This window comes from Vibrio sp. D431a (genome assembly GCF_030248655.1).
Lineage (GTDB): Bacteria > Pseudomonadota > Gammaproteobacteria > Enterobacterales > Vibrionaceae > Vibrio > Vibrio alginolyticus.
In genome coordinates, this window is record NZ_JAHGAP010000025.1 from 1 (window position 1) to 26,425 (window position 26,425).

Below are 26,425 nucleotides of genomic sequence, written 5' to 3' on the forward strand. Positions count from 1 at the left end.
CTGACGGCTAACCACCGTGATTAGCGGAGCTTCTATTGAGGCTCCGCTTTTTTTCGTTTAGGAATGGCAATTGAAAAATAATCTAATCACTGAGAACTTTAAAGATGAACTGGCTCTCGCGATAAATTCGAACATAGAAAAGTCCGGACTAAGCCTAAGAGAACTTTCAAATTCCATCAAAAACACAACTCCATCCTTATTGAGCCGAGTGAGAAATTACAAGTTAGATGGAATCTCGACAGATCGACTATTAAAACTCTTCAATCAAACCGAGACAGTAGCTGGCAGGCAGATTGGCGAGATTGAGGTCATAATTATCGACGAAGATCGACAACAAGTTGTGAACCTTTAAGGTCTTCACCAAATTGCTCCTTCACCTTGCTTGCTAAAGCGCACACCGCCAATTCATAAGTTGGCGCATACACGTCCAATTCAACATTATGATAACTGTCTAATTCGCCATCCTCATTGAGAAAAACTTCTCCACATTCCAGTGCAATCACAGGCGTAATCCCATCGACATCTTCCATAACCACAACGGAAAGCACTTTGTCTGGAAAATGACTGACGCGTGAACTTAAGAAATCAACACCTAAACCTTTAGTTTTTAAGCATTCTTGGAGTAATTGGGATTTTGGAATTTCAGTCTTAAACTGAACATTGAAAATTTTATGGCTACTCAAAAAGTGCCAAGCGTCTAGGAATTTCAATTATCAACACCTCATTTGAACATTTGTGTCAAAACAATAGATCATTTTCATGAGTGTTATCAGATTTTGTATAAATTCAGAGAAATAAACTTATGTTGGCATTGCAACGCCAGTCGATGATGGTAATATGCACCAATACGAACGAAAGGTGGTCTTTCGTTTGGGTTTGACACAGGAAAAGGTTGCATTATGACTAAAGTACGCATGGAAATTTATGGTAAACACCTGACAGGGTTATTTTATGCCACTGGGATGATTATTACTGGACACTTTCATTCGTTAGAGGCGATCGGTTTATTTCTTTTGTGTGCATTATTTGGAGCGGTCATGCTCCACGAATACAACGCACACGAATACAACGCGCTAATGAAAAAAATTAGAGGCATGTATGGGTTCTGTATTGCTGGTTTATCAGCAGCAGCATTTGCATATTTTTATTTGAATGACCTTGTGAGCGCTGTCGGCATCGCAACATCCTTCACTATCCCGAGCATGATCCAAACCGTAATTTTGAATCAACCAACTCCTCAAGACAGTGACATTGCTTGAATATAAAAATAAGGAGCTTCGGCTCCTTTCCCACTTAAAACCATCTCTTGTGATAAACTTTCGACAAATTTCCGGTTAAATTACCGTATTCAAAATCAAGGAAAAAATGAAAGTTATCAAATTATCGCCGTTCAGTAAGTTCAGAGCTTTACCAGTTTATCCTCGACCAACAGATTCATTGAGTGACATGCTTGAAAGAAATGAAGTCGATATTCGCTCACTTGAGTCCTACCCAATAGTACACCTCGAAGGTGTTCACGAGACTCCTTTCTGCTCTAGCCTAATCAGGTTCTTAAAGAAAGGCGGCATTCAGCCAACAATCCTATTCTACGGCATGGCATATGATCTCACATTAGCTGAGCTCAAAAAGGGATTTCCAACAATTCTCAAGTATTCAAAAGCTAAACTAATATTTGATCTGCGATTTAAGCTCAATTGGGATGGTATTGAAATCTTCAATGCAGAGTGCGACACACTTGACTCAGTGCCAGAAAACCTAATTGATGAGGTTCTTAGTGTCGTTAAAGACAAAAACCCTGAGATTGAACCAGAGGAGCTTATGGCGAAGATTACGGTCAAGCTAAAGGTATTCTTGCCGATGAACTCAATTAGCTTTCAGGATAATAAGAAGGTTCGTAAAGGTGAACAACCTCTGGGCGATATACTCTTAGGATACGAGTTAGATTTTTAATTTGGTGTTGCAATGCCAAGTTGTTGTGTTAATATATCCCTCGTAGCCAAAAAGGTGGTCTTTATGGCAAATCATGAACACAGGTTAACGAACAATGACTATTCTAAATCAACACGCAGAAGATCTTACTAATGGTTGGATTGAAACAGATCCAGATTCACAGCAACGCATTCTTCCCCCAAGTGATGATGACGGTCATTGGACGATTCGACAAAAGAGCACGTTATACCCCCTTTATGCAATCGAAGCTGTAGTATGGATTTCCGATCTGTCTGAGGGAGATATTGATGAGCTGCTTGAAATGTACGGTTATGAAGACTCAATCCGAAAAGATGAAAGGTTTAATCAGATTCTTGTTGAAATGGAGTTTGAAACGACGTTAATTAATCAAAAAGAACAAGAGCTACATGAAAAGCTTCAACTAAATACCTCTATTTAACAATATCATTTCAGTGGTGTCACGAGTGGCACCTCTCATATCGAAAGAGCGCAAATCATGACAGTGACATCAACTCAGTTAGCTAATATTGCCCGTAAGTTTCCAGATTTTATTTTAGTTTCGGCTATTAACATCCGCCTTCCGTACAACAACGGAACCTATAAGCGTCGGTTAATGAGCGCAGGCATTGTCGACTTGTTTCCAGATCAGAAAATCACTGATAACGAAACTACTAACGCAAAAGAAATTACTTTCTGCTTTGATGAGCATAACGGCGCATACGATGATGTATACCCACGCATTCAAGCCTTAGAGAACTCCATGCATGAGTTCTTAGAATTGGCTGACAAGAATGGTTCAGTAAAGGACGAAGAGATTGAGTTAGCGAATAGCTTGCTCACAGCCCACCTTCCACACGAGATTGAGTGCGCGTTCTCTCCGTTATGTGAAGAACCACTGGTTAAACATGCAGATTTCCTGTCTATTTGCGAACTTGAACTTTCCGCATCCGTCGACGTTTCTCCGATGGACAGCTACGACTCATTGCGAGTATACGGGTATTCAGCCGCCTCATACTCTGTTGATGAAGAGGCAAAAACAATCACATTGGAGCACGAAACAACCACTGACAGCGGCGAGTGCTTCTCTAGACTTGTTGCTTTGGAAACACAGTTCCGCAAGCTGATTGATTCAGCCAAAAAAAGTGCGAAAAACAAACCGAATGCGACTCAAACCAAAACAGCTCGTAAACTCTTAGAGAACAAAGAGCGCCTTTTTTAACCTTAAGCTGGTGGTACTCTAAGGTGCCACCTTTAATTGCCAGATTTGTAACAATAGACATTATTGGTATTGCAATGCCAAGTGGTTGTGGTATTATAACTTCTCCTCGGGTGGTTCCCGTATCTCAAAAAAAACAGGTTAATATGATGGGCGTAAACGCATTTATTCCAAGAATGTCTGGAAAAGCATCTGTAGAAATGATTCGTGGCAGTGTTGAAGATAAAGAATTTTACCCAACAACCGATGAAATAATCGAGGTTGTTAAGAACGATATTCACTCAAAATCTAGTTATAAGGCTATCTCATTACTTGATATTGGTGCTGGTGATGGTCGTGTTCTTACTGGTGTCATGGGTGATGACATCGATGATTGTGATAGCCGAATGAAGTACGATTTGAACCACCAGAGAGGCGTTAACACGCTTTATGGTATCGAACAGTCTTCGCAGTTAACGTCCCTTTGGCATCAGAATATCATTCCTGCTGGAACTGATTTCTTTGATACAGATCTTATGTTGATTGATGCACGTTTCACATTTACAAACCCACCATTCAGCCTTATTGAACCTTGGATCTACAAAGTTATAACTGAATCTAATAGTGAGTTCTGCTACATCGTTTCTCCTTTGAGATGGCGCGAGAGCGAAACCATTAAGGATGCAATTAATAAAAGAAATGCCGAGATTGAATCTCTTGGAATTTTCTCATTCAAAAATGGTGACCGTCCCGTCAAGGAAGGAAATGACTTAGCTGAATTATTCATCGTAAAACTAGGTCATTCTGATTCTAAAAGCTTTGTTGCACCTCTTAAACTAATGCTTGAAGAAATGCTAGGTGAGGATCGACAGGAAATTCCAGATCACAAAAAGTATCCGGTTAAAACCCGTCTGCAAAAGTCAATTAAAGAGACCTCTAATCAAGATCATTCGCTAGTGAAAGCTGGCGATTATGTTGAAGCAATGGTTGAGCTCTATGAAAAAGAAAAAGCCAAAATCTATGAAGCAATTTCAAAACTCCAATCCATTGACCCAAGTGTTTTAAGCGGAATTGGTGTAAACATTTACGATGCCACACTAAATATGCGGAGAGAGCTTAATAACCTTCGAGTCAGTTACTGGAAAGAGTTGTTTCAGAATACTCGTGATTTAGGTGAGATCATTGACACTGATACTACCTACACTTTCAGCAAGCTTTTTGAGGATCAAACAAAACTAGAATTCAACAAAGCTAACATCCGTACAGTAATGCTATGGTGCCTACGAAATGTAAGGGCTTATTGTAAAATACAAACTCAGAAAAACATTGAAACCCTTTTCACAAGTGTAAACATCCGTGCTTACAAGTCGAACCAATCTCGCTTTATTGATGGGGATTGGGATTATGCTGGGCACGCACCTAGAGGCGTATCTCATTTTTGTCTTAACACCACTAAGCGACTTATTATCTCGTGGTATGTCCGTAGAGTTAGTGATGGGGCGATTAGTAGTGGAAAGCTGCACTACAACATTAGCAACGAGCTTAAAAATCTATGCGTGATTGCCAATAACATTGGGTTCCCTGTAAACAATATAAACGAAATCTCTGATCAAAACTGGGAATCAGGAAAGGTTCGTGAAATTTTCTATACAGATAAGGAAACTGGTAAGACAAAAACTCTTTTTAAAGCCAAAGTGTTCAAACAAGGCACAATTCACTTAAACATGGACAAGGATTTTATCAATTTCCTAAATGTAGAGTTTGGCCGAATGAAAGGTTGGGTTACTACACCTAAGGAAGCAGCAGAAGAAATGTACATGAGTGAAGGTGAGGCTGAACGAGCTTTTGCAGCACTAGAGAACAAAGCGAACCAAAGCATTGCACAGAATTTGTTCCAATTTGAAAAAAACGCACTACTTCTTAACTAATCAAATCAGAGCTACCTCATTCCGGTAGCTCTGGAAATTTCATGCTCAAGACAAAGGCTGAAATTACACCTATGTTAAATAAACATCTGATGCGATTGCATTTTGTGAGCTAATGCAATCGAGAACGCTTAACAAACTATTTGACCTGATCCAAGCTTTTTGACACGAGGTTGATTAGGTCATCTAAGCTAATCGTCGATTTCGGTGCTTCGCCGCAACTCCTCAACATCACGCCTTCATTGCTTTCGAAAAACACGTCCACACCATTGGTAGTTTTCCATTGAGTGCCATGAGAGTGACTAATTCCACTTATCGAAGAGTCCTTCGTTATGATAGCGCTGACGATTGTGGCTACTGCCATCTGTTTGTTGTATTGCATACTGCGATGTCTCTCTGATTCTGTACATTCACACCTACCAATCAATCTCTAATTGGTAGTTATAGTGCTACAAATTATCACAAGACATTCCGTAAGATCTACTTTTCAACCGCATATCTTTAACATGTTCGGTTATATAATTGTATTGTTGTTGCAATGCCAAGTTGTTGTGTTACAATCTTTTTTATAGTTTTTCCAATTTGGCGTTAAACAATGAGTAACCTAAAATTTTTTCTAAAAAAGAAAATCTCAATAAAAACAAACAATGATGCCGAGCTAATCGAAGCTCAAGAAATATTGTTTGATCTCGGGTTTTATTGGCTTGATGGAACCCAGAACCAAAACGCATCACCATGTATTGACGCGATTGGACTAACCATCGGCGTCACCAAGCGCATTTCTGGATTCACACTCAAAGGTGATATAGAGGATTTGGACTTACTGGAAGTCAAGTTATCGGAAGTGCGTTCTGAGGTCACTAATCTAAAAAACATTTTCGATAAAAAGTTCACTAAACCAAGTACCCCAAAGCACGAGGTATCAAAGGTGCTTTTAGATGAGTTAATGTCATCCGATTTGAGGTTGCTCAGTGAGTCTCAACACTTAGCTATAAAGGAATTGCATAAGCAGGTTTTTGGTTAATAATTATTTTGTTTTTATTAAATTAGGTTCGGTTTTAAATATGAAAAAAGATACTACCCCATGCGATAATAATCCCAAACTTGTAATAGATATGAATCGAACAAACGGGCTTTACTTCACTGAGAAAAACGTTGAATTTACGAATAAATTACTTGATTCACTTTATAGTAATGACTGGAAAGGGCATGTCCTATCAGCTAGTGCATATGAAAGTCCGACCATCTGTTTGCAAAAGAACAACTCGACCATTTTTATTTCATCTTTCTGTCAGTTTGGAAAAGGCGATTACTTTAAGAACGGAAGCATCTTAATCAACCTAGAGCTTGAGCGCTTACAAACCGGATTTGGTTGTAGTCTAACTATTTCTGACAACATTACAGCTCAAGTAGAGCGGATCAGTCAAAAAATAACTGATGTGATTAATAACCCTTTATCCCAGCCAGAATTCCAAGGTCTTGGGCTTTATTCAAAAGTTCATATTGGCGGCGAAGATCTATATGTCTCAACCGCTCTTTTTAATGATGGTCAAGTTCTACTATCAACACCTAGAGATTTCAATTCATTCAAAATTGAGCTTGATGGTGCTGTGTGCCACGGCTATAAAGATGGAAAACATCAATACCTAGGACAAGACAAATTACGAATCATGAGCATCAAGGAGCTAGAGGAGCTTACTGGGCGCATTTGGGGTAAGAAGTCTTATACAATGAAAGGTGCAGCCATAAAGTCTCTTCAAAAGTACAGAAGATGTGTTCTTGTTGAGAGCTGCCACAAGTATTTTGTCACCCCTGCTTCTCACATTGTTTCCAACAATCTTAACAGAAACTCGATCATTGCTATTGGCGAGGATGTACCTTATTAGATCGAAGACTTATCAACGCTTGAGTCTCAAATAGTATCAGAGGTGAAGTAATCACCTCTGAACACCGAAATACCATCTATCATGCCCATTTAAAAGGTTTGTACAGATAACGACTCTTGAAAGTCGTAGTGCTCGATCTTTGATGTATGCTCTTAAAAAAAGCTCTATTTCTTCAGGAGTTCTTTCTGAGAAAGACTGACCCTCATTACCCCAAACTTGTCTACAACTATCATTATAAAGGTCTGGATTTTGTTCGAACATCCTATCACTCCAATAACCATCGGTTTCTTCCATACCTGCACTGTAAATTTCGAATGGCTCGGACTTTTCCCCTAATCCAATCTTCTCCATGGTAAACGCATTGACCATTAATTTTGGATTTTCATAAGCCCTTAGTTTTGCTTGAAATTTCAGAGTCGAAAGCACTGTTGTTTTCATGTTATGTAAAGCCCTGATGCTACAAAATGATGAAGAATCATATAGAAGTCGCCCTTATGTGTCCAGACCACATTACTGATGAAAAAATTCATCTAATAATTCATTGTTGCCATTGCAATGCCAAGTGATTGTGGTATTATATATCTCGTGGTCAGGGAGGTGGTTCTCCTTGAAAAATAGCTAGTTGGTAACTAGCGTCAAGTTACAGGTTAAGGGTTCAATTCATGTCAAACATTCAGAAACCACTTCTAATTATTGGATGCTCAGATGCAAAACTAGATAAAGCGGCTAAGGCTTTTGATTTATACCAAGGCGGCATTTTTAAAATGCTACGCTCTAACCTAGAAAATCCCCTTGAGCACTTCTCAGTGCTTATTCTGAGCGCAGAACATGGTCTAATTGATGCAGATACAGTTATCGAACCTTACAACACTCGCATGTGTTCACGTAAGAAAACTAATGAAGTAGCAAAGTTCGCTGAGGAACACGGTAAAGCAGCACTGAAGAAAATTCGTTCATTTTCTGGAGCTCGCAAACTATTTGTTGCCTTGACTAACGACTACCTTGAAGCGTTCAACACAATCCTTGGTACTCGTAAAGAAACTATCCTGAACTCTTTCCAGTCAACCTACATCAGTGAAGGACATCAAGGTATCGGTGATCTAAGAGGACGTTTAGCTCGAATCATTAAAAACGTTGTTGCAGAAACTGAGTTTAACCCAGTTCTATTCCGCTCTGGCGTAGCAAACTTCTCTGAACTTGGTTATGTTGCTGCTGGCTGTGATATTGGCACATCTTTGGCACACGTTAACTCTCAGAAGGCTACAGACCTATTCTCTGTTATCCTAGATTCAGCAAAAACAAACAAAGTTTTCATTGATAACGGTATTATTACTGCTGCCAAAAACGGAAAGGATATTGACACTGATTGGGTTATGGCTGAGTTTGAGAGAATTGTTTTCTCTGTAAAGCCAAATGTTGCAAAGAACATCTCTGTTGTAATTCCTGATGATGTGTTCTGTAATGACCGCGCCGTGGCGATCGTTAAGCAGTACAAAAAACAAATCAAGAAATTAGCTCGCCGTTGCGATGTAATCTTACCCATTCACCGCTCAGAAGATATTAGAGCTCATGCACTTCGCATGATGAAGGAATTGAACTACGATTCGAATATTCGTCTTGGCGTTCCTTGTTTAAAACAAAAAGATTTAGACTTTATTCTACCGCTTAAGGATATTGACGCGATCCTATCTCTTAAGAAGCCCAAAACAGCGAAAGAAGAAGAGATGAAAATTGCTGATCAGCCATTATTTAGCAAAATTCACTTTTTCGGTCTAAGCGATGCTACTGCAAAGAAAAAGCTTGCTCCTCGCCTTCTTCTAGCAGAGTTGCATGGCGTGGATACAATGTTGGATTGCTGTCGCACTCCTGCCCTGTTTGGTAAAAATAAAAATGGGTTACGAAAGGGTTCAGAGAGAGCTGAGCAAATCAAGGATGAGTTCCTAAAGCCAAAGGTTTGCAGCCACGAAGATTACATTAATCATGACTACAAAGAGGAGCATTTAGTTCCAGATAACTCACCAGTCTTTACAACTGACATTTACGACCTAGTGAATGAAGAAGGAATCTTTGATTTCATCGCAGTGTACAACGAGATTATGTCAGGTGACTTCGCTCTTTCTATGCCACAGTTTGAGAAAGGTGAAGAATCTGAAGCGGTGGAAGTTGCTTGGAATTTGATTTCACAACCACTAGTCCGCAACAAAATCTTTGAAGGCGCAAAAGCCATTAACTGGAATAAGTTTCAAAGCGTGATTGATAAGTGTGATCATATGGAAGGCTCAGAAGCACGATTCAATGCAATTCGAGACATCTTCTTAGAGTTGAAATCTGAGACAAAAGCACAACCAGTTCAAATGCCACTTCGTTTGGCAGCATGAAATTAAATACTTATGAAAGAGGCTTCGAGCCTCTTTTTTTTTGTTCGTTTTAAAATCAAACTGTTTAAATTACAATCCAGCTTGGCATTGCAATGCAAATTTGTGGCATTATTACTTTGATTTACGAATAATATCCGTATAATAAGCCTCACATTACAGCATAAATTACAAAGAGATTTACAATGGCTACTATCATGCATTACCCGACTAAAGAAGAACCTATGGGATGGCGCGTTCAAGACAAAGTTCTTAAGGAGCAAAAGTACTTCCCTATATCTAGATTTGGATCTTTGGATAATGCTGAAGCTGAAGCCCTTAAATTCACTGAATCTCTAAACACACGACGTAAATTCAGAAAACTTAGACTTGAGCTACCATTTAACCTTCTCTTTGATGATTTGGGGCTCGTACGCGGTTTGACGCACATTACCAGAACGATAAAAGGTGTTAAACAAAACCATCTTAAAATACAGATCACAGCTAACGGCAAACAAACATCCAACACCCGACTTATGGATGGACGTAACTTTTCAACTATATATATTGAATTATTGAGTTGGGCTGCTAGCAAACACGGTTTCCACTTCAGCCCAGAGCTCGTTATTCACGCTAAAAAAGTTATGAATCTTCATCGTATGCACTAATAATTAAATTGGTGTTGCAATGCCAAGTTATTGTGGTACTATGTCTCTTGTGTTCAGGGGGGTGGTTTTCCTTGAATTGATTCTAAATATCAACAGCATAGGTTAAGATGAATTATGTCTGCAATTTTAAACACAGTTAATTTTAAAGAATATATTACAATCCCTTTTACTCTTAGCTCTTCAAAGCTCAGTGATGAAGCTCAAAATGTTTTTACAACAGATTTTGTTTATCCTGTTGCGGTCAACGAAGATTTCGTAATCCTTAGTGCTGATACTGCAATTGAGTTTCCTACCAAAGCCAACCTAAATAAGTTACTTGGTACTATCTACGCTAATGATAAAGGCGGTTATTCTTTCAATATCAACGGCGAGTACTACGTAGATATTAACCTTATTGATGATCGAATCATCTGTGAATTGCGAGACAGCAAGCAGCTAAAGATTAAAACAATCGATAGTGACTTTATCTACCTAAATGAAATCGTAAAATTGGGTAGTTACGATAAGCTTGAACAAGGAAAATCTTTAAGTATTAAAACACTTGCCTCAGAGTTCTTGGAGAGCAGCAAGTATTATGACCCACAGTATGAATTCAATACTATTTTATCTGTAGCATCGGTTGATTTTGACATTGTTATGGATGCGTCATCTATGATGATGCTAGTTGGTGGTAACGAGCGCATCTTCGGGCACGATAAGATCATCGAGCGATTAAATCGTGAAGGACTAAGCGTACTTGACGCCCTAGATTACTCTCTTAACGAGACCGTAAATAATGAGGCAGTTAAGGATTTTAATTTTGACCCTGCGCCTGAGTTCAATTTGGTCGTCCATAACAATGACATGGGTGAAGTTTTTGAGCCTTTAGATTCATCTAATCTCAACATCAATCTAGATGAGCTCTTGCAGTCTGCTTTTAAAGTTATTTCGACAGAATTGTATACAAGATAAGGACGAGTAATGATTAATAACTTACGAACTGTTACATGGACATGTCCTGATTGTGCTACAGAAAACGAAGCTAAAATTAACACTAACAACCCTAATCAAACAGAAGTAACGTGCACCACGTGCGAGCTGTATGTGAAATATCCCGATATTATTCATGTTTCAGACGATCTTGAGACTTATATGAATATGGTTGATGAACACTGCAAGAATCTTGTAGGGAAAGTTGCTTTAGACCTTCATTCGGACAAGGACAAGTGCATTGAAATTATCACTCAAGGTTTTGATGATTGCATTGAAGTTTCTGCTGTTTGTAATACTGTTTGTAACTTGATTCTAGAAAGCAAGTGCCAGCTCACCAATGTAAGCCTCGAATTGGAGCTTTATGAGATCGCGACTGGTGATTCCGTTACAAAGGAACGTTACAACGAACTTGCCTCCCTCGGACTGTTGGAACGCACTCACGAGACTCCAAAGCTCACGCCAAAAGCAGATAAACTAATCCGTCAGAAACTTGGATAATCGATCATGAATTGATGCGAGGTGAACCTAGCCGTCATCTCGCATGTTGATTTTGTATTTCTGGGTTTATGTAATAATGCCACTGATTAATGATTTTTGGGTTTAATCTCAAATAAATTACATTTGGTGTTGCAACACCAAGTGATTATGGTATTATACATTCATCGACAGGCAAGACACTTTCTTGCGAACATAATTATAAATCAGGCTAGGTTAATATGAACTCCGAAAAACAATTAAATTCAGGCATTAATCCAGAACTATACAGAAAACTTGAAGCTCGCAAAGCCAAGAAAGCTCAGGACGATCTTCAGCGACAAGAGAAAGCAGCTCTTGAACATGAGAGAAGCATCAAGAGTAGCAAAGCTTACCGTATTGAAGTAAATAAACGAAAAACAAGCACAAAGCTAATTGCCAAATATCGAGTTGTTGTCCAGTTCGCACTATGGATGGTCGGATTCTTTTTCGGGGAAGGCTTGTTGCAGATTCTATTTCAAACTGCTGACTTTAGCATGTTCAAGACGCTGTTTTTCCTATACTCATTATCTTATGCTACAGCCTCAAAAATCGCTGGAAATGATATTTGTAATATCGCTGGAAAGAAACACTCTGTAAGCTGGCGTAACATCGCACAGGTTGTGGCTTTCCTGACGATTCTTGCGTTTTGCACCACGTACTACCACACATATAACGAAAGAAATGCCGCTGATATGTTTGAAGCATTTGTTGTTGCACTAGTTGTAGGTTGTGTTTCTCCATTTATCGTAGGTCGAATCCTAGCTAAAATTGATTACTCACTTCGTACAGACCATGACGATGAAACTCAAGAATCTAAAGCAACTGGCACATTTATGTCTCTTCTGTCTGGTTATTACTTTTGGGTGCTAATTACTGAATTTGCTAGCTTACAAGCGTTCTTCAAGCCTTTCGAAAGCCTATACCACTTTATCTGGCGACCATTTGGCTACCCTAATGAAGCTAGCATTATCATGGAATCCATTATGAAATTAACTCCATCTGCATAAAAAGTAGCCTGAAAACAAACCCACCAACACGGTGGGTTTTTTTAATTCCACCATTATAATAATGTTGTTGCAATGCCAAGTGATACTGGTACAATATATGGCTTCTGGAGCTTGTTTCTCTGGATAATGGTCAATACAGCGAGGCAGCCAGAATGCGCATATCAATATCTAAGCTCCCTATTGTTAACGAGTACACACATGAGCCTTCGGAATCAAAAGTATCTCTAATAAATAACGGACAGTCTATCTCACTCGTTCTTCAATCCACTTATCAGGATTCAGTATTAATCGAGTTAGTGAACAAAGAGGCAGACAACCCCCTTCTTGACCTTCTATCCGACATTCAACAGATTCTAAATGGCGGGATAAACGAGTTCACTTACGAGAATTTCACACTTGCCATCACTCGTACAAACTATGGTTCACCTGTCCCTTACCACGAAGCTGCACACTTCGATGTTATTCGTAAGGACAAACATGGCGAGCCTCAAGAATACTTCTCAGCGGCTCTTCACGAAAATGACTTCTATTCATTCTCTAAGAACATTAAAATAGCCATAAACAAACACCAATCCAAATAAGGTGAGTCATGCAATTTAACCATATATTCGAACAGTTGGATCGCGACCTTAAGCCCCTAGTTGACGAAGCAAACCGAATTAATAGAGAGATACACTCGCTAAGGTCGAAAGCAAACCAAGATTTGATCAATGCATACAAACAATCTCCTCACACACACTTTGATGTAAAATCAATCGTCGAACTAACTGATGAAGATACTTGCATCTCTGCTTTGATTGAAGTCGTCAAATCACGACCTCTAAAGTGTGAAGAAGTCACCGCCGAACTCTTAGGTGTATTTACAGATACCGACACTTCACAAGAACTACTAGAAGATGGCTTAACACCTACTGACTTCGTATTTGCATCACTGAAGGACGACAAAGACAAATTCGCATTCTGCCTACATCACGGATACTCACATGGATTTATGCAGAACTCTAAGCTCGCAAGAGAGTTTATTGAAAAAGAGTTGGTCACGTTTTCCGACATTTCAGCGCCTTCTCGTTTCTCTTACCGCGAGGGGTGTTTTGATGCCAAATCAATGCAAATTGCATTTGTAATTCAGTTAACGAAATCTGATTACACGAACCTAGAGGATATTGCTCTGTCAATCCTCAAACTTGTGAACAATGGATACAAGAGCGATAGAATCGGTATAATGGAATACACCTTGGCCGCCAGTGGCACGGTCACCCTTGAGCTTAGTGAGGCTAAAAATGGTGTGTTCACTGTATCTAAAGGTCGTTTCAGCTCTAAAAAGTTTAGTTCTGGCACCGCGTATGAAAATGCACTATCAGCACTAAAGCATATTGCAGATAATTACCCGTACAACCTAGATTAGAGACTCTCATAACATACATAAAGGATTTCAATGAGCGAACACAGAATTAAACGCAGTAAGCCTTTGTCCATGTACAATGTTGCAGAGATGCGAGTGCTTTTCGAAGAAGCCAAATTAAAAGACAATGTCATGAAGCTTGTCGAAGGTCATTGGAAAACAGGCAAGTGGGAGCCTTTTGTTATTGATGCAGATATGGACTTCAAAGCCTTTTTTGACCAGCTTGTGGCACTCGTTGAGGCTCATGATCCACACTTCAAACTTAACTAAAACCCACCAGCAGAAAATCCCGTTTTATCGGGGTTTTTTCATATTTATCATCAATTTATTTTTCATTTGGTGTTGCAATGCCAAGTGGGTATGGTATTATATCTCTCGTGGTCAGAGAGGTGGTTCTCTCCGACAAAATCAAGTTAGCAACCCAATACAGGTTAAGGGAACTAGACGATGGCAAATTTATCAAAAGCTCAAGAAAAACTGCTAAACAGAATCAAAGAAGTTACTTCGAAAGAGAAGCTTAACTCAGAGGCTCGCGGTGAAGATTTTGATGGTTGGATCTCTAGCGCTGACTTAAGCTCAAAGGAGTTCGGATGGAATCGAATTAACATCCGAACTGTCATTGCTCTTGGTAAATCAGGTCTTGTGTCTGTTCGAATTTTTCGCGAAAAATCTGAATACAATGGAAAGCTATGTATTGAGATTAGCTACGAATTTAAGGTTATGGAAAACGGAACGATTGAACATTGGTCTGACATGTATTCCGCCGCAAGAAACACATCTTCCGTAAACTATATCCGAAGTGAAATTTGCTTCGGCAAACGATTCTCAGTTTATCGACACTCAATCTAATTTCAGAGAGTTACCTTGCCATTTACGGCAAGTAACGCTCACTACTTCACTTAATGGCTAGAACTAACTAGCCAGAATTGGGTTGGTAACCCATCAAACACAGGTTAAGGAATCTCTGATGCCAGCACTTAAGCTTCTTAAAAAAGGCGACACAATTTTATTAACACAAGAGCACACGGTTTACACCAAAATTCCCGAAAGCCAAGCTTACACCAACAGCAAAAGCAAGAGACTTGTTTCGGTTTGCGTGGAGCTAAAGGACGAGGAATTTGAACACCTACAGGGACTTTACGAGGTGGTTCGCACAGAGAACTCTGGAGGTGGTCGTGGACATGGCAAACATGATACTTACCCTTCTGGTCATCGTGTTTTTTGCAAGAAAGTTGATAGCAACTGTAAGGTCGATTTTTACCAAACAGGCTGTTTCACAGCGATGATTACAGACATCAAACCTATCAAAGGAAACAAAGATGGTTAAACAGAAAATTTTCGAGAAAGTTAAAGCTTTCTTCAAAGAAAAGTATGATTATGCGATCCCATTTGATTGCTTAGATAATGACGAGATCGACAGCCTTTATATCTCGGACATGGGCGCACCAGATGCATTCTCATTTGTCTTTGAGATCGCAGAGCATTTTGGTGTCGACGAATGTGTTGATGGCGATGAGATCACAGATAACGCCACTTTAACTGAAGTTGTGTGTATGCTGGATGCCGCGATCGCACAGAAGACCTTCACGATTTAACGATTTTTCTCTATTTTTTAAAAAGAAGCTGGAAGGCTTCTTTTTTTTGCCTTTCTTTCAGACGATAAAACCTTAAAAATAAATAACTTGATTAACATTCAATTACAGATCGTAGTTTTGTAAACTTATAGAAAAATGCAATCTACTCAGGTTATCTCCAAGTTTGTTACTAAAAAAATTGATGAACTTAAAGAGCGTGGCGAGCCAACCGCCGTACAAGAACATGTCTTAAATATCATTTCGATGGTAGATGTTGAACCTCGGCATTTTGAAAACCAAGACTTTGAAGCAACCTTGTTCTTTAGCCCTAAAAGCTACAAAGAGACGCATAACGATGAGGTCACTTTGTTTGGTCAACCTAGCTACATCATTCGCACCAAATCAAACAACCACGTCATTTCAGGATACATTAATGACATTGGCATAGATAAACCAAAGAACTCGTTCTCACGAAACTTTGAAGAGCGAAACATGCCCTTGGATGAGTTTAACACCATAGATCTTGATAACTTACTTAAAAGGATGTCCAAAGACACTTTATTAAGTGAATTCTCAAAAGGGGTTGCTATTGACCGTTACGACCTTGAAGGCAGTTTCCATCGTAGCATAACGACAAACCATGACTATAATGACATACACAAACCGTATGCCTATAGATCAGGTTTGGAGAATAAGGAAAGCGACTATGTTGGCACCAAAGTCTCGCAACTTAGACATTTCCTTGAGTACAACCACAATTACCCTGACTCTAAGAGGTCTATATTTTTAGATTCTGTTTCTCTCCTAAACAGTCCTGCTTGGATGAAGTTACAGGGGTTTATAAGAGACGAAGATCTAGAGGAGCTCACACAAGAACTGAGGACATCAATTGACGGGTACATTGACCACATAACAAAGGATGTTTACCTCCATTACATGAGTGATGGATTACCAGACACCATTTCTGAAGATGACCTTGTTGACGGTAAGTACAATCAGTCAGAACTTAATTTTATAAGACATCGTTCAGATGACCCTCATGAAGATAGTCCGAAATATCGTCACCAGTACATCGATACGATGCGTTCGAACTTTGATATCGTCGTAAGACAACAGTTCACGGATGCCCATCGTTACACTTTCCACCGCGCAGGACTAAATATCCCTAGCGACCAACTTCCATCAGATTGGTACATACACACCATGCTGATGAGCGACCCGTCCTCAGAAACATTCAAAATCTCACCTGATGCGGTCAATTTGGTCAACAACGGTAGGATTCCAACGCAAGAGTTTGTTGATAAGCTGAATGTTTCTGGGACGAACAGAAAAAGCTTTGATAAGTTCATGAAATTAATGAAGGCTAGAACAATCAACGCCGAAGGCGATGCGTCAAACATTATGTCATTGACCACTCTGCCTAAGGAGATACTAGACCCAGATGTTATTCTAGAGCGCCATAACAACTCTACTGACGACCATGAATTTAAGTCTATGTTAAATACGCTGTCTCCTTACTTGGTGAACTACTCCCGTGAGATCACAAAAGCGAAGGAAGAGTACCTAAACAACCCATCTGCCGAAGCAAAGGTCAGAGTTAAAGAGCTGTCAGCAAAATACAATTGGTTAACTCAAGGCGCAAAACAGAGGAACAACAAAAGGAAATCTCTTGTTAGTACCATAGAGAACTTAAAGCGAGACTTTGATTTGGCAAAAGAAGCTGAAAAACCGAACTCAGAAGTAACCTACGAAGGGGCAAAAAGTTCTGCACTTAGGGTACAGATAAGGAAAGCAAATAAAGAACTTAACGAGTTTGACGCTAGCAATCTGAATATCGACAACTTCCTTTCTCTAAAGGAGAAGTTGAAGGGCGACACTCTGCGAGATTACGGAAACATCATGGGGCAATACCTAGAGGCTATTAAAAACCGTATTGCCAGCGAGTTAAGTGATGACCTCGACAATCTGTTCACAATCAATTTAGAGCATGGTTCTCTAGATGTTGTTTCGTTTGAAGCTGATGATTTATTCGAACACGCCACCAAAACTCTCGAAGAGGAATATAAAGAGTCGGATATCCAGCACTATGCTTACAACACGCTAATGAATACGTTTGTTGAGGAGTGTGGGTTATCAGAGGAAGTTATGTTTGAGGGGTTAGACCACGTTAGCACTGACAATTTGGTTGATCTAACGAGCTACAGAAACGACTCACATAAAATACTCACCAATCTAGAATCGCACTATCCGGATGAGGAGTGGATATCTAACAAAATGGAGGCTGTTCTGCTAGATGTTCAAGAGTACGAATCTTACTATGAAATTTCCGACAGAATTGAAAAGCCTTCTGAAATAGATGGTAGGGATCTTTTTAAGTTCATTGCAAGCGGCTCTAGTGATTACAAGAGGGTTCTTGAGCTAAACGAAATGGCTCACACGGTACAATCTAAGTATCAAAAGGAGTTAAGTGAATACGGTAAAGACAAGGATTTCTCTTGGACAGCTTTGTTTGAAGATAAAATTGATATTGGTGACGGTCTTAAGATTGAAAATATCAGCAGCAAAAACCGTTTACTTGACGAGGCAATTACACAACAACACTGTGTATTTAGCTACCTTCAGAGAGCTATGCACGGTGAGTCTATTATCTTATCAGTGACAAATGAAAACGACGAAAGAGTTGCGACTGTTGAGTTAACTCATGATGTTTTTGAGGACTTTGATATTGAGCAATGTTACGGTCGTAATAATGATTCTGTTTCGTCTAGCATTAGTGGCGCTGTAGAGTTGTTCGTGGACAAACTGAACAATGACCCTGAAGAAGAATTAGGAATCGAAATGCCTGATGAGATCACAGCTGAAATCGACATTGACGATGCTGAAGAAAGACCATCTAAATATGCAAGTATGCTTTCACAAATCCCATTTGAGACAGATGCTGCGCATAAAGCTTATTTTATCCTTGATGAACTGACGCCAGATGAATTTGATTTAGAAAGCTTCCTATGCGAGAACTCTTGGCAAGAGCTTTATTACAACACTAAATTCGCTCAAGAGATAAATGACATCAAGAGTATCGTTTCTGAGTACAAACAGCATGAGGTAACCCCCTTCGATGTCATTAGCATTAAAACTGAACTAGGTAACGTGTACGACGGAGAAAGCATAAGAGCAAAATTGGAAACTCGATTCAACAGACAAATGTCTTTCGAGGAGAAACTAAGCAAATCCATTGAGACTGCTCAACAACCCTCTGTTCCTAAACAACACCAAGAGGCTCGACAACAGCCTACCATGAGACTTTAGCGACAATTGCCAAGTTAGATGACCTAAGCCCCGAATTAAGCTGCATAGCCTAGTCTGGGGCTTTTTTGTTGGGCTATGATATGTGATCCGCTCAATTCAATATGTAGCACTATAACTCTAGATTGCACTGGCTTACTCGAACCTGATACCATTCAACAACTCCTACAATTGGCTAGGTGTAGTGAGTAAGCATAAAGGACATTACTTTGTGTTTGTATATGTAAAACGGATAATAAACATGAACATTAATGCTACATTTTCACCCAAGGTTTTTACAAGTGAAGAGATTGAGTTAACCTACTTGTCTGATTGGCGATTGGTGTATGACCACACTCTCGTATTCAGTATCCCTTTGGCAAAACAGCTCATTGAAAGGTTCGGGGCAACACCAAATTATTTTGAGCACAAAAGCGGCTTCGAACCCGAGGACATCCGTCACATGATTGACCAAGACGAAGCGAGCTCAGTCATCCTTCTGAATGGCTCGCTAGGGACTCTTATTGAGTACGAGATAGCTTGGGGTAATACTAATTACCCTAATGTTGCCTCTGACTTTAAGGATACGTCAGATGCCTCCGTAGGGCTCTTGATTGATTTGCAAGACAAGCACAGAGCAAAGCTACCACTTACCTCTTTCTTTATCTCAGAGCGCGTGTCAGACGAAATGGCAAGCTTGCACTTGTGTGCGTTCACTCCTTTTGAATTCGATGGTCAAAAATGCACATCCCCTTACTCAATAGAATTGGTGACAAATCTTCACGATTATGTTCATAAGCTATTTAACGAAACAAACTTGAGCGACAGAAAGAAGATTGATGAAATCTGGTGTCAGATCTTTAATGAGAATCCGCATTAAAATTTAAATTGGTGTTGCAATGCCAAGTTGATTGGTTATAATCCCCTTACTGTCAGAGAGATGGTCTCTCTGACTTAAGCGTAAGGTATTACCATGAAGTTTGTTTGCCGCGATAAGAAACAAGAGTACAGGAAAGACTTAACCTTAAAATGTGCTGAGTTCATTTGCAGCGAACTTGGAATTAAACCTAATCAGGTAAAAGGTTTGCCGATTTCACTTCAAAGCATCCCTTCCGCTGAAAGCGGGAAGCTGATCATCAAAAAGCCTTCCTCCCCTAATGCTAAACCTAGCATCCGCATTGCCCTCGATAAGGGCACTTCGTTGGTGTACAGCATTAAGACTTTATGTCATGAACTTGTACATCTAAAACAGTACCTAGACGGTCGCCTAATCCCTATCGATGACGATTGTATTGAATGGGTGTCTGAATCTGGAAATATCACTCGACATACGCTTATAGACACCCCTTTATCAAATTCAGATGAAGTTTTTGAGGAATACAAAGCTCAACCATGGGAAGCTGAAGCCTATCAACTACAGGAAGTTTTAATGACTCAAGTAAAAGAAAGGTTCAAAGACTACGAGATTGAATTGTCTATTGGGGTAAGCGTCCCAGTATTTTAGCTTTAAACCATCCGTTTGCGGTCGAAAAAAAATAATTCAAATTACTTTTGTTTTGGTGTTGCAATGCCAAGTGGTTGTGGTAATATATCTCTCGTGGTTTAGGAGGTGGTCTCCTAGACTGAGTTGGGTTGGTAACTCAACATTCCACAGGTTAAGGAGTTTAAGTATGTCAGTTAACGATTTTCTTTTAGACGGCGAAGTTGTTGTCGGTATTGACGAAAAGTACAACAGCAATGACGGAGCGTACTCTATTGCTTACGTTTGGTCAGGCAAAGAGGTTCGCGTCGTTAATTACGCTAACGGTTACAACAATCGTTCATGGCGAGATGCGGAAGTTAATGCAACTCCTGAGCAGATTAAAGCAGCTGGCGATTGGTGCGAACTAGACACTGATAGCCGTATCACATCACTTCTTGGGTGCACAGTTGTTCTTGGTGGGTCACGAAAAGCCCCTAACAAAGTACCATTAAAAGTATTTGATTTTCAGGATGGCTACTTCGACGAACAGTATCGTCACCATGTTGCAGCTAAGGTGCTGGTGGAGACTGAAAATGGTCGTGTATGGGTAGGCGAATCCTGCGTGAAGGAAGTTGTTAAACACCCTCGCCCTTTCTGGGCTAAATAAAATAGCGACAAAGCCTCGTACTCGACGAGGCTTTTAACAACCAAAAAATAATTTGAATTACAGTTAAATTATAATTAGAACGAGAATTTGATAATGAAACAACATACTTACACTTCAAAAGCTGGTGAGAAAACTATTCTAATTGAGGCTGAAACTCCACATCGTGATTGTAAAGGTTGTTTTTATTCTATTGGAGCTCGATTCCTTGATTGTCCTGAAAAATGCACTCTATCTACAGTAAATAACGCTCCTATTATTTACAAACGCAAGATTGATTGAGCATAAATCACTTAACGAAAGGCGCTCAGAATGAACGCCTTTTTCTTTTCTGGCTGTAGCTCCGAGCTTAACCAAGCTTCTTATGAAGAAATAAATTTAATTAGCAAATTGCTGTTGCAATGCCAAGTGGTTGTGGTATTATATCTCTCGTGGTCAGGGAGGCGGTCTCCCAGACTAAATCGGGTTGGTAACCCAATAAAACAGGTTAAGGATAGGTTATGTCAATTGTAGAAATCACTTCAAAAATCTCTAATAAACCGCTAGTAAAAGTAACTCGCGAACTTAAGGCTGAAGACCTAGTAATCTCATTTAAAGAGCCAAGTAAATCTGTAGAATACGTGTTCGGTAGCTCGGCATACACTGTTCATGGCTCAATTAAGACTGAAGTCTTAGCGAAAATTTTTGATGTGGTTGAACCTCTAGCATACGCTAACGGAGCACTAACTAGTGACTGTCCGTTCAATCTTATCGCTAAGTCTGCGGGTAACTCTCCTGAAGCAAAGATGTTCCAGCATGATTACATCACTATTGAACTGTGCAAACGCGGTCTGAACAAAGAAAAGCAACAGGTCAAGTATGACAAGAAGCTGAAAGAAGCTCATTGCAAAGCCTCTGAGCAAGAAACAAAGGATAATGCAGTTGCATCTCTTGTGGCTAAAATCAACAAAGCACTAGCTCGTGCTATCGACGAGAAAAACAAAGCATTCAGTCGCACCGTGCACATGGTTGTAGTTGACCAGAACGTTAGCCAAGAGTGGTTCAAGAGCAATATGTCTGAAACAGCCTATGCAGAATTAAATGCAAAATCAGATGAAGTTGATACTATCCAAGCTCAAATTGACGCCCTGATGAAGCAACGCGACGAAGCAAACAAAAACGTCTACAACATCAAACGAGCGTTCGTTACTGAAAAACTAAACGACTTGTTCTGTGAAGAAGGGCAACGCATCGTGAAAGAAATGGAAGATAAGGAGAAGGCTCCAGAATTCCAACCATTCTTTAACTAGACAATCCTCATATTAAAAGCGGTCAACCTGACCGCTTTTAACACAAAACTCTAACATACAGGGGGCTTGTCGTTGCTACGCCAATCAGCTTCTGTATAATCCTAAACAACCAATCAGGACTGAAGGACTTCAAATGAATATCTTTGCAGAACCAACTCTCTCAAGCGGTAAAGCATTGACCATATCCCTTTTCACCGAGGGTCTTGAACCAATGTTGCACCTTCACGCTGACTTTTTATCTAGTCAACGCCCAATTAGAGACACAAGTTACCGTGTTGGTGGTTGTGATCTGTTTATCTGCACAGCTTACTCATTTACATCAATGAAGTTCACGTTCCAAGATGAAGCAAACTGTAAACTCGCAGCTGAAGCGCTTGAGCGCATGGGTATTGAAGATTGCAACAAAGAAGCTCATATCGACTTCTCTGAACCAACGCTATCAAAACTAATGCACCTTAAAGGTACTGGCGAGATCACCTTAGCGCACATAGATGAGTACGTAGGCATGTACCGCGCCCCGTCTTTTGAATATGTGATGCTATTGGATGCAGCTTCACCTCAGTCGTTCCCTCCATACAACGAAATTATCCAATTTGGAGTTACTTCGCGTTCGAGGCTAGAGCAAACCCATGCGACTCTGTTTGTTGATGCAGAATGCAATGATGAACTCGTCTCTTTCTGGAAAGACCTTCGCTTTCCGATGCATGGTTCAAAATTAATGAATTAGGACAAAGAACAATATGTTTGATAATGATGCAGATCTAACGCTATACAACAAGGTAAAAGAATTTCTAGGCAAGACATCTCTTGCGACCGTGCGTCCGTTAAAGAACTACCCAAGAAACGGAAAGCATCTTGAAATCGTCATTGTCGGGACAGGGCTAACCATCAAGTATGGACTCGACACCTTTTGGTTTGAGGATTACACCGACCACACAAAACAAAATTATTGGTACGTGGACTACAACAAAACCATGTACATTGAAAAACACTTCTCTTGCTTCTCTAAGGCTATCGAGGAGGCGTTAGAAAAGCGCAAGTTTGAAATCGATCAAGAACGTAACCACATCCAGAATGTCTCTGAGGCATTCGTCAAATAAAACTCATTTAATTATTAACTTGTTGTTGCAATGCCAAGTGATTGTGGTATTATATCTCTCGTGGTCAGGGAGGTGGTCTCCCTGATTGTTAGAGCTGGTGGCTCTAACTTCAAATAAAGGTTAGGTATTACCATGAACAAGCAAATAGATTCACTTCAAGATAACATTTTAAAACTCAACACCCACATGAATGCCCGTGCTGAACGCAGCTTCGAAGTTACATGTGCACTTGGGACAAAAGGCGTTACTGCCCTGAACGCGTTGTTCATGACTTCATGTGATTTTAACTCCGGCAAGGTTGGTGCTGAGGCACTTACAGCCAAGGCAAAAAAATTCGCTGAGTTCATCACACAAAACCCAGCTAAAAAAGTAGGTGTAGAAAAAAGCCTAACAAAGACTGGTATTACCTACCTGAATCGAATTGTCAGACTTTCTTCAGAGCTTTCTTAGTTCAGGCAACCGATACTTTTGTATAACTAAAACGAGGCAACTCCCTCTTAAGTTGCTGATTAAATAGCTTTATCAAACTGGTGGTAAAAATGGCATATAAGTGTGAATGTGGCAAAGATCTAATTGATTATTCTGGTGAGGGCGAGAGCAGCTCTCAGTTCATCGATACTGTTCACAACTCGTTCATCTGTGAAGATGGTGATTGCGGTAAGAGATATAGCATTGAATTTCATTCTATTTGCGAAAGCAAATGTGAATGTGGTTGTGAGTTGGAACTGGATGACGACAACACTGATGGAAATATTGCTTCTGACTGCGTTAATTTGCCTGCCATCTGTCATGATTGTGGTAATGAAGAGAACATCGAATACCACCCTATTTCAATCAACAGAGAAGACGACAACTAAGGTAAAGCAACCTTAACACTAAACAATGCAGGGACACTGCGCGAACTTACACAGGTGATACAATGAATAAAGATAACAGCTTAATTTTAGTAGATGAAAGTGCAGTCCCTTCGGCGATGGGCGATGAATCCTTGTTTCTGAACGGTAATAAAATCGCAAGCTACTCATCTGTAGGAGAAGAAATCTACAAAATCAAAGAAAGCCTAGCGCAAAGTTGTGATTGTGAACCTGTTGAGTTCATTGTAGACCTAAAAGAGTTTTCAGGCTTCCTTGCAGCCAAAAATAATCTAACAGATGCTCACCAGAAGATTTTAGAAGAGCATTCTGATAGCGATAAACTAAAAGATCTGCTAGATGAGTTTTGCCACGGCTACACAAACTCGGATTTATTGGACTTTGTTAACAAGGTGCCGCACAAACCGTTAGTTATCGGTATCAATGTTGAGGAAGGTCATCATGGGTGGGAGTGCGTGAACTGCAAATACGAATGGAGTTCCGTTCTCGGTGATGACCAAGTGCCAGAAGTTTGTCCGCACTGCTTTCCTGAATGGAGCGCTCTAAGCGTCACAGTTAAATTTTCTCAAGAGAACGCGCACATTCATAGCTTTCAAACAACAATGGACTCTATCGGGCTTCAGGAGCTTGTAGATGCTGCCTTATCAAGTGAATTCTTGGTTGAACACGTGAAACTTGATTACACCATTTACATTAACACAAATAATGGAAGCGAACTTATTGCTTGCAATGGTTCAATTCACCCAGCTATGTTCAGCAGCCACTTTTGTTAATGCCTTAGCAGCGCTCACAAAACAAGGACAGCCTCAGTGCTGTCCTTTTTTATTGTTTTGTGTAAATTCTGAGCGAACAAATAATAACTGCAAGTTTGGTGTTGCAATGCCAAGTGTTTGTGGTATTATATCTCTCGTGGTCAGGGAGGTGGTCTCCCAGACTAAATCGGGTTGGTAACCCACCATTTACAGGTTAAGGAACAAAATTATGTATCTAGTTGAGCTAACACTTATTGAAGAAGATTTTGATAACAACGCTGAACTTTCACTTCCAGTAATGTTGACTGACGATCAAGAAAAAGCCATTAAAATGGCAAACAAAAAATTCGAGGAACAAAAGGTCAAGCCTGAGTCATTTGACACTAAAGGCTTTCGTCTACCAGACGAGATTCATATCAGCGTCCATAAAATCACCCCTGATGTAGATGTACACGAGAACAAAGAACACCATGAACTCGCTTACGAACTGAAATGGGATGTAGTACGTAAAGCGATGATTACTGACTAATAGATCACCTTATTTCAGAGGAGGAAAGTCTCCTCTCCTTTTTGCAACGAATCTTATAAGGATTTGATATGAAGTGCCTTGAACTTGACCATTATCAACTAGCTCAACTTATCAATGCTGGCAAAACAGCGCTAGCTAACAAACTAAAGTATCTCGCAGCCATCGAGTTTTTGTCTGCAAATCTGTCCGCAGAACAAAGCGAATATGTCTTTGAGAAGTCACCTATTGTTTTTGATAAGAAGCTCTCTTCAGAGCTGCCTATGGCAAACGATCTACTCCAATCTCTCAATGAACAAAACATCAATCCGGACAGCTTGATTATCATCGACATCGAGCTTAACAAGCTGATGTCTAAAAGAGCCTCCGAATCGCTCCCTGATGAGGTTTATCGTGAGTTTATTTCGAGCCACCAGCTAGAACTCATGTTGCTTAAGTGTGAAGACGCCAAAGACTGCGAGACTCCTTTTATGAGCAGCCTTGAGCTTGATGACTACCAGTTAGTTCAATTAATCAACTCTGGCAAGACAGCGCTTGTAGATAAGCTACAGTACCTTGCGGCCATCGAGTTTTTGTCTGCAAATATCTCTGTAGAACAGCGTAAAAATGTCTTTGAGAAGTCACCTATTGTTTTTGATAAGAAGATCGCCTCAGAACTACCCGTAGCTACCGACTTACTCCAAGCTCTCAATGAGCAAAACATTAATCCGGATGGCTTGATTATCATCGATACCGAGCTTAACAAGCAGATGTCTAAAAGAGCCTCTGAATCCCTCCCTGATGATGTTTATCGTGAGTTTATTTCGAGTCACCAGCTAAACCTGATGCCATTGTAGTTTTAATGAAGGCGCGACAAGCTAGTTATTAATCAAGCATGTAGCGCTTATCGAAGAAAAATAACTGCTATTGGTGTTGCATTGCCAAGTTATTGTGGTATTATGCCTCTTGTCGACAGAGAGGTGGTTCTCTCTGTTGCAGAGTCTGGTTGGTAACCTCTCTGTTAATTTTACAGGTATAGGAATAAAAGCA

Annotated in this window: 33 protein-coding genes; 31 read left to right on the plus strand and 2 right to left on the minus strand. The window is 40.0% G+C overall.

Translation table 11 applies throughout. The features are described 5' to 3' along the window. Nucleotides 1–70 precede the first annotated feature (70 nt). On the plus strand, nt 71–352 hold the full coding sequence (locus KJB35_RS28450) for an XRE family transcriptional regulator (RefSeq protein WP_373417430.1): 282 nt from the start codon (nt 71–73) through the stop codon (nt 350–352). On the opposite strand, the gene KJB35_RS20145 is transcribed toward KJB35_RS28450, so the two are convergent. Further along, nucleotides 315–710 carry a hypothetical protein gene (locus KJB35_RS20145; RefSeq protein ID WP_285469590.1) on the minus strand — a complete coding sequence of 132 codons (396 nt, stop codon included), beginning with the start codon at nt 708–710 and terminating at the stop codon, nt 315–317. The two genes, KJB35_RS28450 and KJB35_RS20145, sit on opposite strands and share 38 nt — an antisense overlap. A 189-nt stretch (nt 711–899) precedes the next feature. Here KJB35_RS20145 and KJB35_RS20150 point away from each other — a divergent pair, with 189 nt between their 5' ends. The 7 genes from KJB35_RS20150 (at nt 900) to KJB35_RS20180 (ending at nt 6,956) form a co-directional block, all read left to right on the plus strand. Continuing rightward, the gene (locus KJB35_RS20150; protein ID WP_285469592.1) at nt 900–1,259 is read left to right on the plus strand and encodes a hypothetical protein; all 360 of its coding nucleotides are present in this window, start codon (nt 900–902) and stop codon (nt 1,257–1,259) included. 106 nt (nt 1,260–1,365) lie between these two features. Beyond that, nucleotides 1,366–1,950, plus strand: coding sequence for a hypothetical protein (locus KJB35_RS20155; RefSeq protein ID WP_285469593.1), 585 nt, complete (start codon nt 1,366–1,368; stop codon nt 1,948–1,950). Between the two features lie 94 nt (nt 1,951–2,044). Continuing rightward, on the plus strand, nt 2,045–2,389 hold the full coding sequence (locus KJB35_RS20160; protein WP_285469594.1) for a hypothetical protein: 345 nt from the start codon (nt 2,045–2,047) through the stop codon (nt 2,387–2,389). 57 nt (nt 2,390–2,446) lie between these two features. Then, a complete protein-coding gene (locus tag KJB35_RS20165) occupies nt 2,447–3,169 on the plus strand; it encodes a hypothetical protein (protein ID WP_285469595.1) in 723 nt (240 codons plus the stop codon). A gap of 143 nt (nt 3,170–3,312) precedes the next feature. After that, a complete protein-coding gene (locus KJB35_RS20170) occupies nt 3,313–5,073 on the plus strand; it encodes a DUF4942 domain-containing protein (RefSeq protein ID WP_285469596.1) in 1,761 nt (586 codons plus the stop codon). A 592-nt stretch (nt 5,074–5,665) separates the two neighbouring features. Beyond that, nucleotides 5,666–6,094: a hypothetical protein gene (locus KJB35_RS20175; protein ID WP_285469598.1), complete on the plus strand. Its 429-nt coding sequence runs from the start codon at nt 5,666–5,668 to the stop codon at nt 6,092–6,094. Nucleotides 6,095–6,134: 40 nt separating this feature from the next. Beyond that, nucleotides 6,135–6,956 carry a hypothetical protein gene (locus KJB35_RS20180; protein ID WP_285469599.1) on the plus strand — a complete coding sequence of 274 codons (822 nt, stop codon included), beginning with the start codon at nt 6,135–6,137 and terminating at the stop codon, nt 6,954–6,956. A gap of 51 nt (nt 6,957–7,007) precedes the next feature. On the opposite strand, the gene KJB35_RS20185 is transcribed toward KJB35_RS20180, so the two are convergent. After that, nucleotides 7,008–7,394, minus strand: a complete 387-nt coding sequence (locus tag KJB35_RS20185; RefSeq protein ID WP_285469600.1) for a hypothetical protein — start codon at nt 7,392–7,394, stop codon at nt 7,008–7,010. A 224-nt stretch (nt 7,395–7,618) separates the two neighbouring features. Between KJB35_RS20185 and KJB35_RS20190 the strand changes: the two genes are divergently transcribed. The 23 genes from KJB35_RS20190 (at nt 7,619) to KJB35_RS20300 (ending at nt 26,232) form a co-directional block, all read left to right on the plus strand. Further along, complete coding sequence (locus KJB35_RS20190) at nt 7,619–9,334, plus strand: DUF6884 domain-containing protein (RefSeq protein ID WP_285469602.1); 1,716 nt, start codon at nt 7,619–7,621, stop codon at nt 9,332–9,334. 182 nt (nt 9,335–9,516) lie between these two features. Then, the gene (locus tag KJB35_RS20195; RefSeq protein WP_285469603.1) at nt 9,517–9,978 is read left to right on the plus strand and encodes a hypothetical protein; all 462 of its coding nucleotides are present in this window, start codon (nt 9,517–9,519) and stop codon (nt 9,976–9,978) included. A gap of 114 nt (nt 9,979–10,092) precedes the next feature. Further along, on the plus strand, nt 10,093–10,929 hold the full coding sequence (locus tag KJB35_RS20200; protein ID WP_285469604.1) for a hypothetical protein: 837 nt from the start codon (nt 10,093–10,095) through the stop codon (nt 10,927–10,929). Nucleotides 10,930–10,938: 9 nt separating this feature from the next. Beyond that, complete coding sequence (locus KJB35_RS20205; protein WP_285469605.1) at nt 10,939–11,448, plus strand: hypothetical protein; 510 nt, start codon at nt 10,939–10,941, stop codon at nt 11,446–11,448. Between the two features lie 218 nt (nt 11,449–11,666). After that, nucleotides 11,667–12,473, plus strand: coding sequence for a hypothetical protein (locus tag KJB35_RS20210; protein ID WP_285469606.1), 807 nt, complete (start codon nt 11,667–11,669; stop codon nt 12,471–12,473). 152 nt (nt 12,474–12,625) lie between these two features. Next, nucleotides 12,626–13,054 (plus strand): hypothetical protein, encoded by a 429-nt coding sequence (locus KJB35_RS20215; protein WP_285469607.1) that lies wholly within the window; start codon nt 12,626–12,628, stop codon nt 13,052–13,054. An 8-nt stretch (nt 13,055–13,062) separates the two neighbouring features. Next, entirely contained in the window at nt 13,063–13,878 is an 816-nt protein-coding gene (locus KJB35_RS20220) for a hypothetical protein (protein WP_285469608.1), read from the plus strand. A 30-nt stretch (nt 13,879–13,908) separates the two neighbouring features. Then, a complete protein-coding gene (locus KJB35_RS20225) occupies nt 13,909–14,145 on the plus strand; it encodes a hypothetical protein (protein ID WP_285469609.1) in 237 nt (78 codons plus the stop codon). Nucleotides 14,146–14,322: 177 nt separating this feature from the next. Further along, nucleotides 14,323–14,724, plus strand: coding sequence for a hypothetical protein (locus KJB35_RS20230; RefSeq protein ID WP_285469610.1), 402 nt, complete (start codon nt 14,323–14,325; stop codon nt 14,722–14,724). 118 nt (nt 14,725–14,842) lie between these two features. Continuing rightward, nucleotides 14,843–15,202 carry a hypothetical protein gene (locus tag KJB35_RS20235; RefSeq protein ID WP_285469611.1) on the plus strand — a complete coding sequence of 120 codons (360 nt, stop codon included), beginning with the start codon at nt 14,843–14,845 and terminating at the stop codon, nt 15,200–15,202. Next, a complete protein-coding gene (locus KJB35_RS20240; protein WP_285469612.1) occupies nt 15,195–15,470 on the plus strand; it encodes a hypothetical protein in 276 nt (91 codons plus the stop codon). The genes KJB35_RS20235 and KJB35_RS20240 overlap by 8 nt, the downstream gene beginning before the upstream one ends. Before the next feature lie 135 nt (nt 15,471–15,605). Further along, nucleotides 15,606–18,755: a PcfJ domain-containing protein gene (locus KJB35_RS20245; protein WP_285469613.1), complete on the plus strand. Its 3,150-nt coding sequence runs from the start codon at nt 15,606–15,608 to the stop codon at nt 18,753–18,755. A gap of 238 nt (nt 18,756–18,993) precedes the next feature. Then, nucleotides 18,994–19,611 carry a hypothetical protein gene (locus KJB35_RS20250; RefSeq protein ID WP_285469614.1) on the plus strand — a complete coding sequence of 206 codons (618 nt, stop codon included), beginning with the start codon at nt 18,994–18,996 and terminating at the stop codon, nt 19,609–19,611. A gap of 93 nt (nt 19,612–19,704) precedes the next feature. Next, the gene (locus tag KJB35_RS20255) at nt 19,705–20,235 is read left to right on the plus strand and encodes a hypothetical protein (RefSeq protein WP_285469615.1); all 531 of its coding nucleotides are present in this window, start codon (nt 19,705–19,707) and stop codon (nt 20,233–20,235) included. A gap of 166 nt (nt 20,236–20,401) precedes the next feature. Further along, the gene (locus KJB35_RS20260; RefSeq protein WP_285469616.1) at nt 20,402–20,860 is read left to right on the plus strand and encodes a hypothetical protein; all 459 of its coding nucleotides are present in this window, start codon (nt 20,402–20,404) and stop codon (nt 20,858–20,860) included. Nucleotides 20,861–21,357: 497 nt separating this feature from the next. After that, nucleotides 21,358–22,146, plus strand: coding sequence for a hypothetical protein (locus tag KJB35_RS20265; protein ID WP_285469617.1), 789 nt, complete (start codon nt 21,358–21,360; stop codon nt 22,144–22,146). A gap of 133 nt (nt 22,147–22,279) precedes the next feature. Then, on the plus strand, nt 22,280–22,873 hold the full coding sequence (locus KJB35_RS20270) for a hypothetical protein (protein ID WP_285469618.1): 594 nt from the start codon (nt 22,280–22,282) through the stop codon (nt 22,871–22,873). Between the two features lie 13 nt (nt 22,874–22,886). Then, nucleotides 22,887–23,246, plus strand: coding sequence for a hypothetical protein (locus KJB35_RS20275; RefSeq protein ID WP_285469619.1), 360 nt, complete (start codon nt 22,887–22,889; stop codon nt 23,244–23,246). 132 nt (nt 23,247–23,378) lie between these two features. Next, complete coding sequence (locus tag KJB35_RS20280) at nt 23,379–23,696, plus strand: hypothetical protein (protein ID WP_285469620.1); 318 nt, start codon at nt 23,379–23,381, stop codon at nt 23,694–23,696. Between the two features lie 89 nt (nt 23,697–23,785). Further along, nucleotides 23,786–24,103 (plus strand): hypothetical protein, encoded by a 318-nt coding sequence (locus tag KJB35_RS20285; RefSeq protein WP_285469621.1) that lies wholly within the window; start codon nt 23,786–23,788, stop codon nt 24,101–24,103. 62 nt (nt 24,104–24,165) lie between these two features. Continuing rightward, complete coding sequence (locus tag KJB35_RS20290; RefSeq protein ID WP_285469622.1) at nt 24,166–24,891, plus strand: hypothetical protein; 726 nt, start codon at nt 24,166–24,168, stop codon at nt 24,889–24,891. A gap of 208 nt (nt 24,892–25,099) precedes the next feature. Next, complete coding sequence (locus KJB35_RS20295) at nt 25,100–25,399, plus strand: hypothetical protein (protein ID WP_285469623.1); 300 nt, start codon at nt 25,100–25,102, stop codon at nt 25,397–25,399. Nucleotides 25,400–25,467: 68 nt separating this feature from the next. Continuing rightward, complete coding sequence (locus tag KJB35_RS20300; RefSeq protein ID WP_285469624.1) at nt 25,468–26,232, plus strand: hypothetical protein; 765 nt, start codon at nt 25,468–25,470, stop codon at nt 26,230–26,232. Nucleotides 26,233–26,425: the final 193 nt, after the last annotated feature.

Bases quoted from the DNA above. Each gene is read 5' to 3' on its own strand.
- KJB35_RS20150 (WP_285469592.1), top strand. From the start codon at position 900: ATGACTAAAGTACGCATGGAAATTTATGGTAAACACCTGACAGGGTTA.
- KJB35_RS20155 (WP_285469593.1), top strand. From the start codon at position 1,366: ATGAAAGTTATCAAATTATCGCCGTTCAGTAAGTTCAGAGCTTTACCA.
- KJB35_RS20160 (WP_285469594.1), top strand. From the start codon at position 2,045: ATGACTATTCTAAATCAACACGCAGAAGATCTTACTAATGGTTGGATT.
- KJB35_RS20165 (WP_285469595.1), top strand. From the start codon at position 2,447: ATGACAGTGACATCAACTCAGTTAGCTAATATTGCCCGTAAGTTTCCA.
- KJB35_RS20170 (WP_285469596.1), top strand. From the start codon at position 3,313: ATGATGGGCGTAAACGCATTTATTCCAAGAATGTCTGGAAAAGCATCT.
- KJB35_RS20175 (WP_285469598.1), top strand. From the start codon at position 5,666: ATGAGTAACCTAAAATTTTTTCTAAAAAAGAAAATCTCAATAAAAACA.
- KJB35_RS20180 (WP_285469599.1), top strand. From the start codon at position 6,135: ATGAAAAAAGATACTACCCCATGCGATAATAATCCCAAACTTGTAATA.
- KJB35_RS20185 (WP_285469600.1), bottom strand. From the start codon at position 7,394: ATGAAAACAACAGTGCTTTCGACTCTGAAATTTCAAGCAAAACTAAGG.
- KJB35_RS20190 (WP_285469602.1), top strand. From the start codon at position 7,619: ATGTCAAACATTCAGAAACCACTTCTAATTATTGGATGCTCAGATGCA.
- KJB35_RS20195 (WP_285469603.1), top strand. From the start codon at position 9,517: ATGGCTACTATCATGCATTACCCGACTAAAGAAGAACCTATGGGATGG.
- KJB35_RS20200 (WP_285469604.1), top strand. From the start codon at position 10,093: ATGTCTGCAATTTTAAACACAGTTAATTTTAAAGAATATATTACAATC.
- KJB35_RS20205 (WP_285469605.1), top strand. From the start codon at position 10,939: ATGATTAATAACTTACGAACTGTTACATGGACATGTCCTGATTGTGCT.
- KJB35_RS20210 (WP_285469606.1), top strand. From the start codon at position 11,667: ATGAACTCCGAAAAACAATTAAATTCAGGCATTAATCCAGAACTATAC.
- KJB35_RS20215 (WP_285469607.1), top strand. From the start codon at position 12,626: ATGCGCATATCAATATCTAAGCTCCCTATTGTTAACGAGTACACACAT.
- KJB35_RS20220 (WP_285469608.1), top strand. From the start codon at position 13,063: ATGCAATTTAACCATATATTCGAACAGTTGGATCGCGACCTTAAGCCC.
- KJB35_RS20225 (WP_285469609.1), top strand. From the start codon at position 13,909: ATGAGCGAACACAGAATTAAACGCAGTAAGCCTTTGTCCATGTACAAT.
- KJB35_RS20230 (WP_285469610.1), top strand. From the start codon at position 14,323: ATGGCAAATTTATCAAAAGCTCAAGAAAAACTGCTAAACAGAATCAAA.
- KJB35_RS20235 (WP_285469611.1), top strand. From the start codon at position 14,843: ATGCCAGCACTTAAGCTTCTTAAAAAAGGCGACACAATTTTATTAACA.
- KJB35_RS20240 (WP_285469612.1), top strand. From the start codon at position 15,195: ATGGTTAAACAGAAAATTTTCGAGAAAGTTAAAGCTTTCTTCAAAGAA.
- KJB35_RS20245 (WP_285469613.1), top strand. From the start codon at position 15,606: ATGCAATCTACTCAGGTTATCTCCAAGTTTGTTACTAAAAAAATTGAT.
- KJB35_RS20250 (WP_285469614.1), top strand. From the start codon at position 18,994: ATGAACATTAATGCTACATTTTCACCCAAGGTTTTTACAAGTGAAGAG.
- KJB35_RS20255 (WP_285469615.1), top strand. From the start codon at position 19,705: ATGAAGTTTGTTTGCCGCGATAAGAAACAAGAGTACAGGAAAGACTTA.
- KJB35_RS20260 (WP_285469616.1), top strand. From the start codon at position 20,402: ATGTCAGTTAACGATTTTCTTTTAGACGGCGAAGTTGTTGTCGGTATT.
- KJB35_RS20265 (WP_285469617.1), top strand. From the start codon at position 21,358: ATGTCAATTGTAGAAATCACTTCAAAAATCTCTAATAAACCGCTAGTA.
- KJB35_RS20270 (WP_285469618.1), top strand. From the start codon at position 22,280: ATGAATATCTTTGCAGAACCAACTCTCTCAAGCGGTAAAGCATTGACC.
- KJB35_RS20275 (WP_285469619.1), top strand. From the start codon at position 22,887: ATGTTTGATAATGATGCAGATCTAACGCTATACAACAAGGTAAAAGAA.
- KJB35_RS20280 (WP_285469620.1), top strand. From the start codon at position 23,379: ATGAACAAGCAAATAGATTCACTTCAAGATAACATTTTAAAACTCAAC.
- KJB35_RS20285 (WP_285469621.1), top strand. From the start codon at position 23,786: ATGGCATATAAGTGTGAATGTGGCAAAGATCTAATTGATTATTCTGGT.
- KJB35_RS20290 (WP_285469622.1), top strand. From the start codon at position 24,166: ATGAATAAAGATAACAGCTTAATTTTAGTAGATGAAAGTGCAGTCCCT.
- KJB35_RS20295 (WP_285469623.1), top strand. From the start codon at position 25,100: ATGTATCTAGTTGAGCTAACACTTATTGAAGAAGATTTTGATAACAAC.
- KJB35_RS20300 (WP_285469624.1), top strand. From the start codon at position 25,468: ATGAAGTGCCTTGAACTTGACCATTATCAACTAGCTCAACTTATCAAT.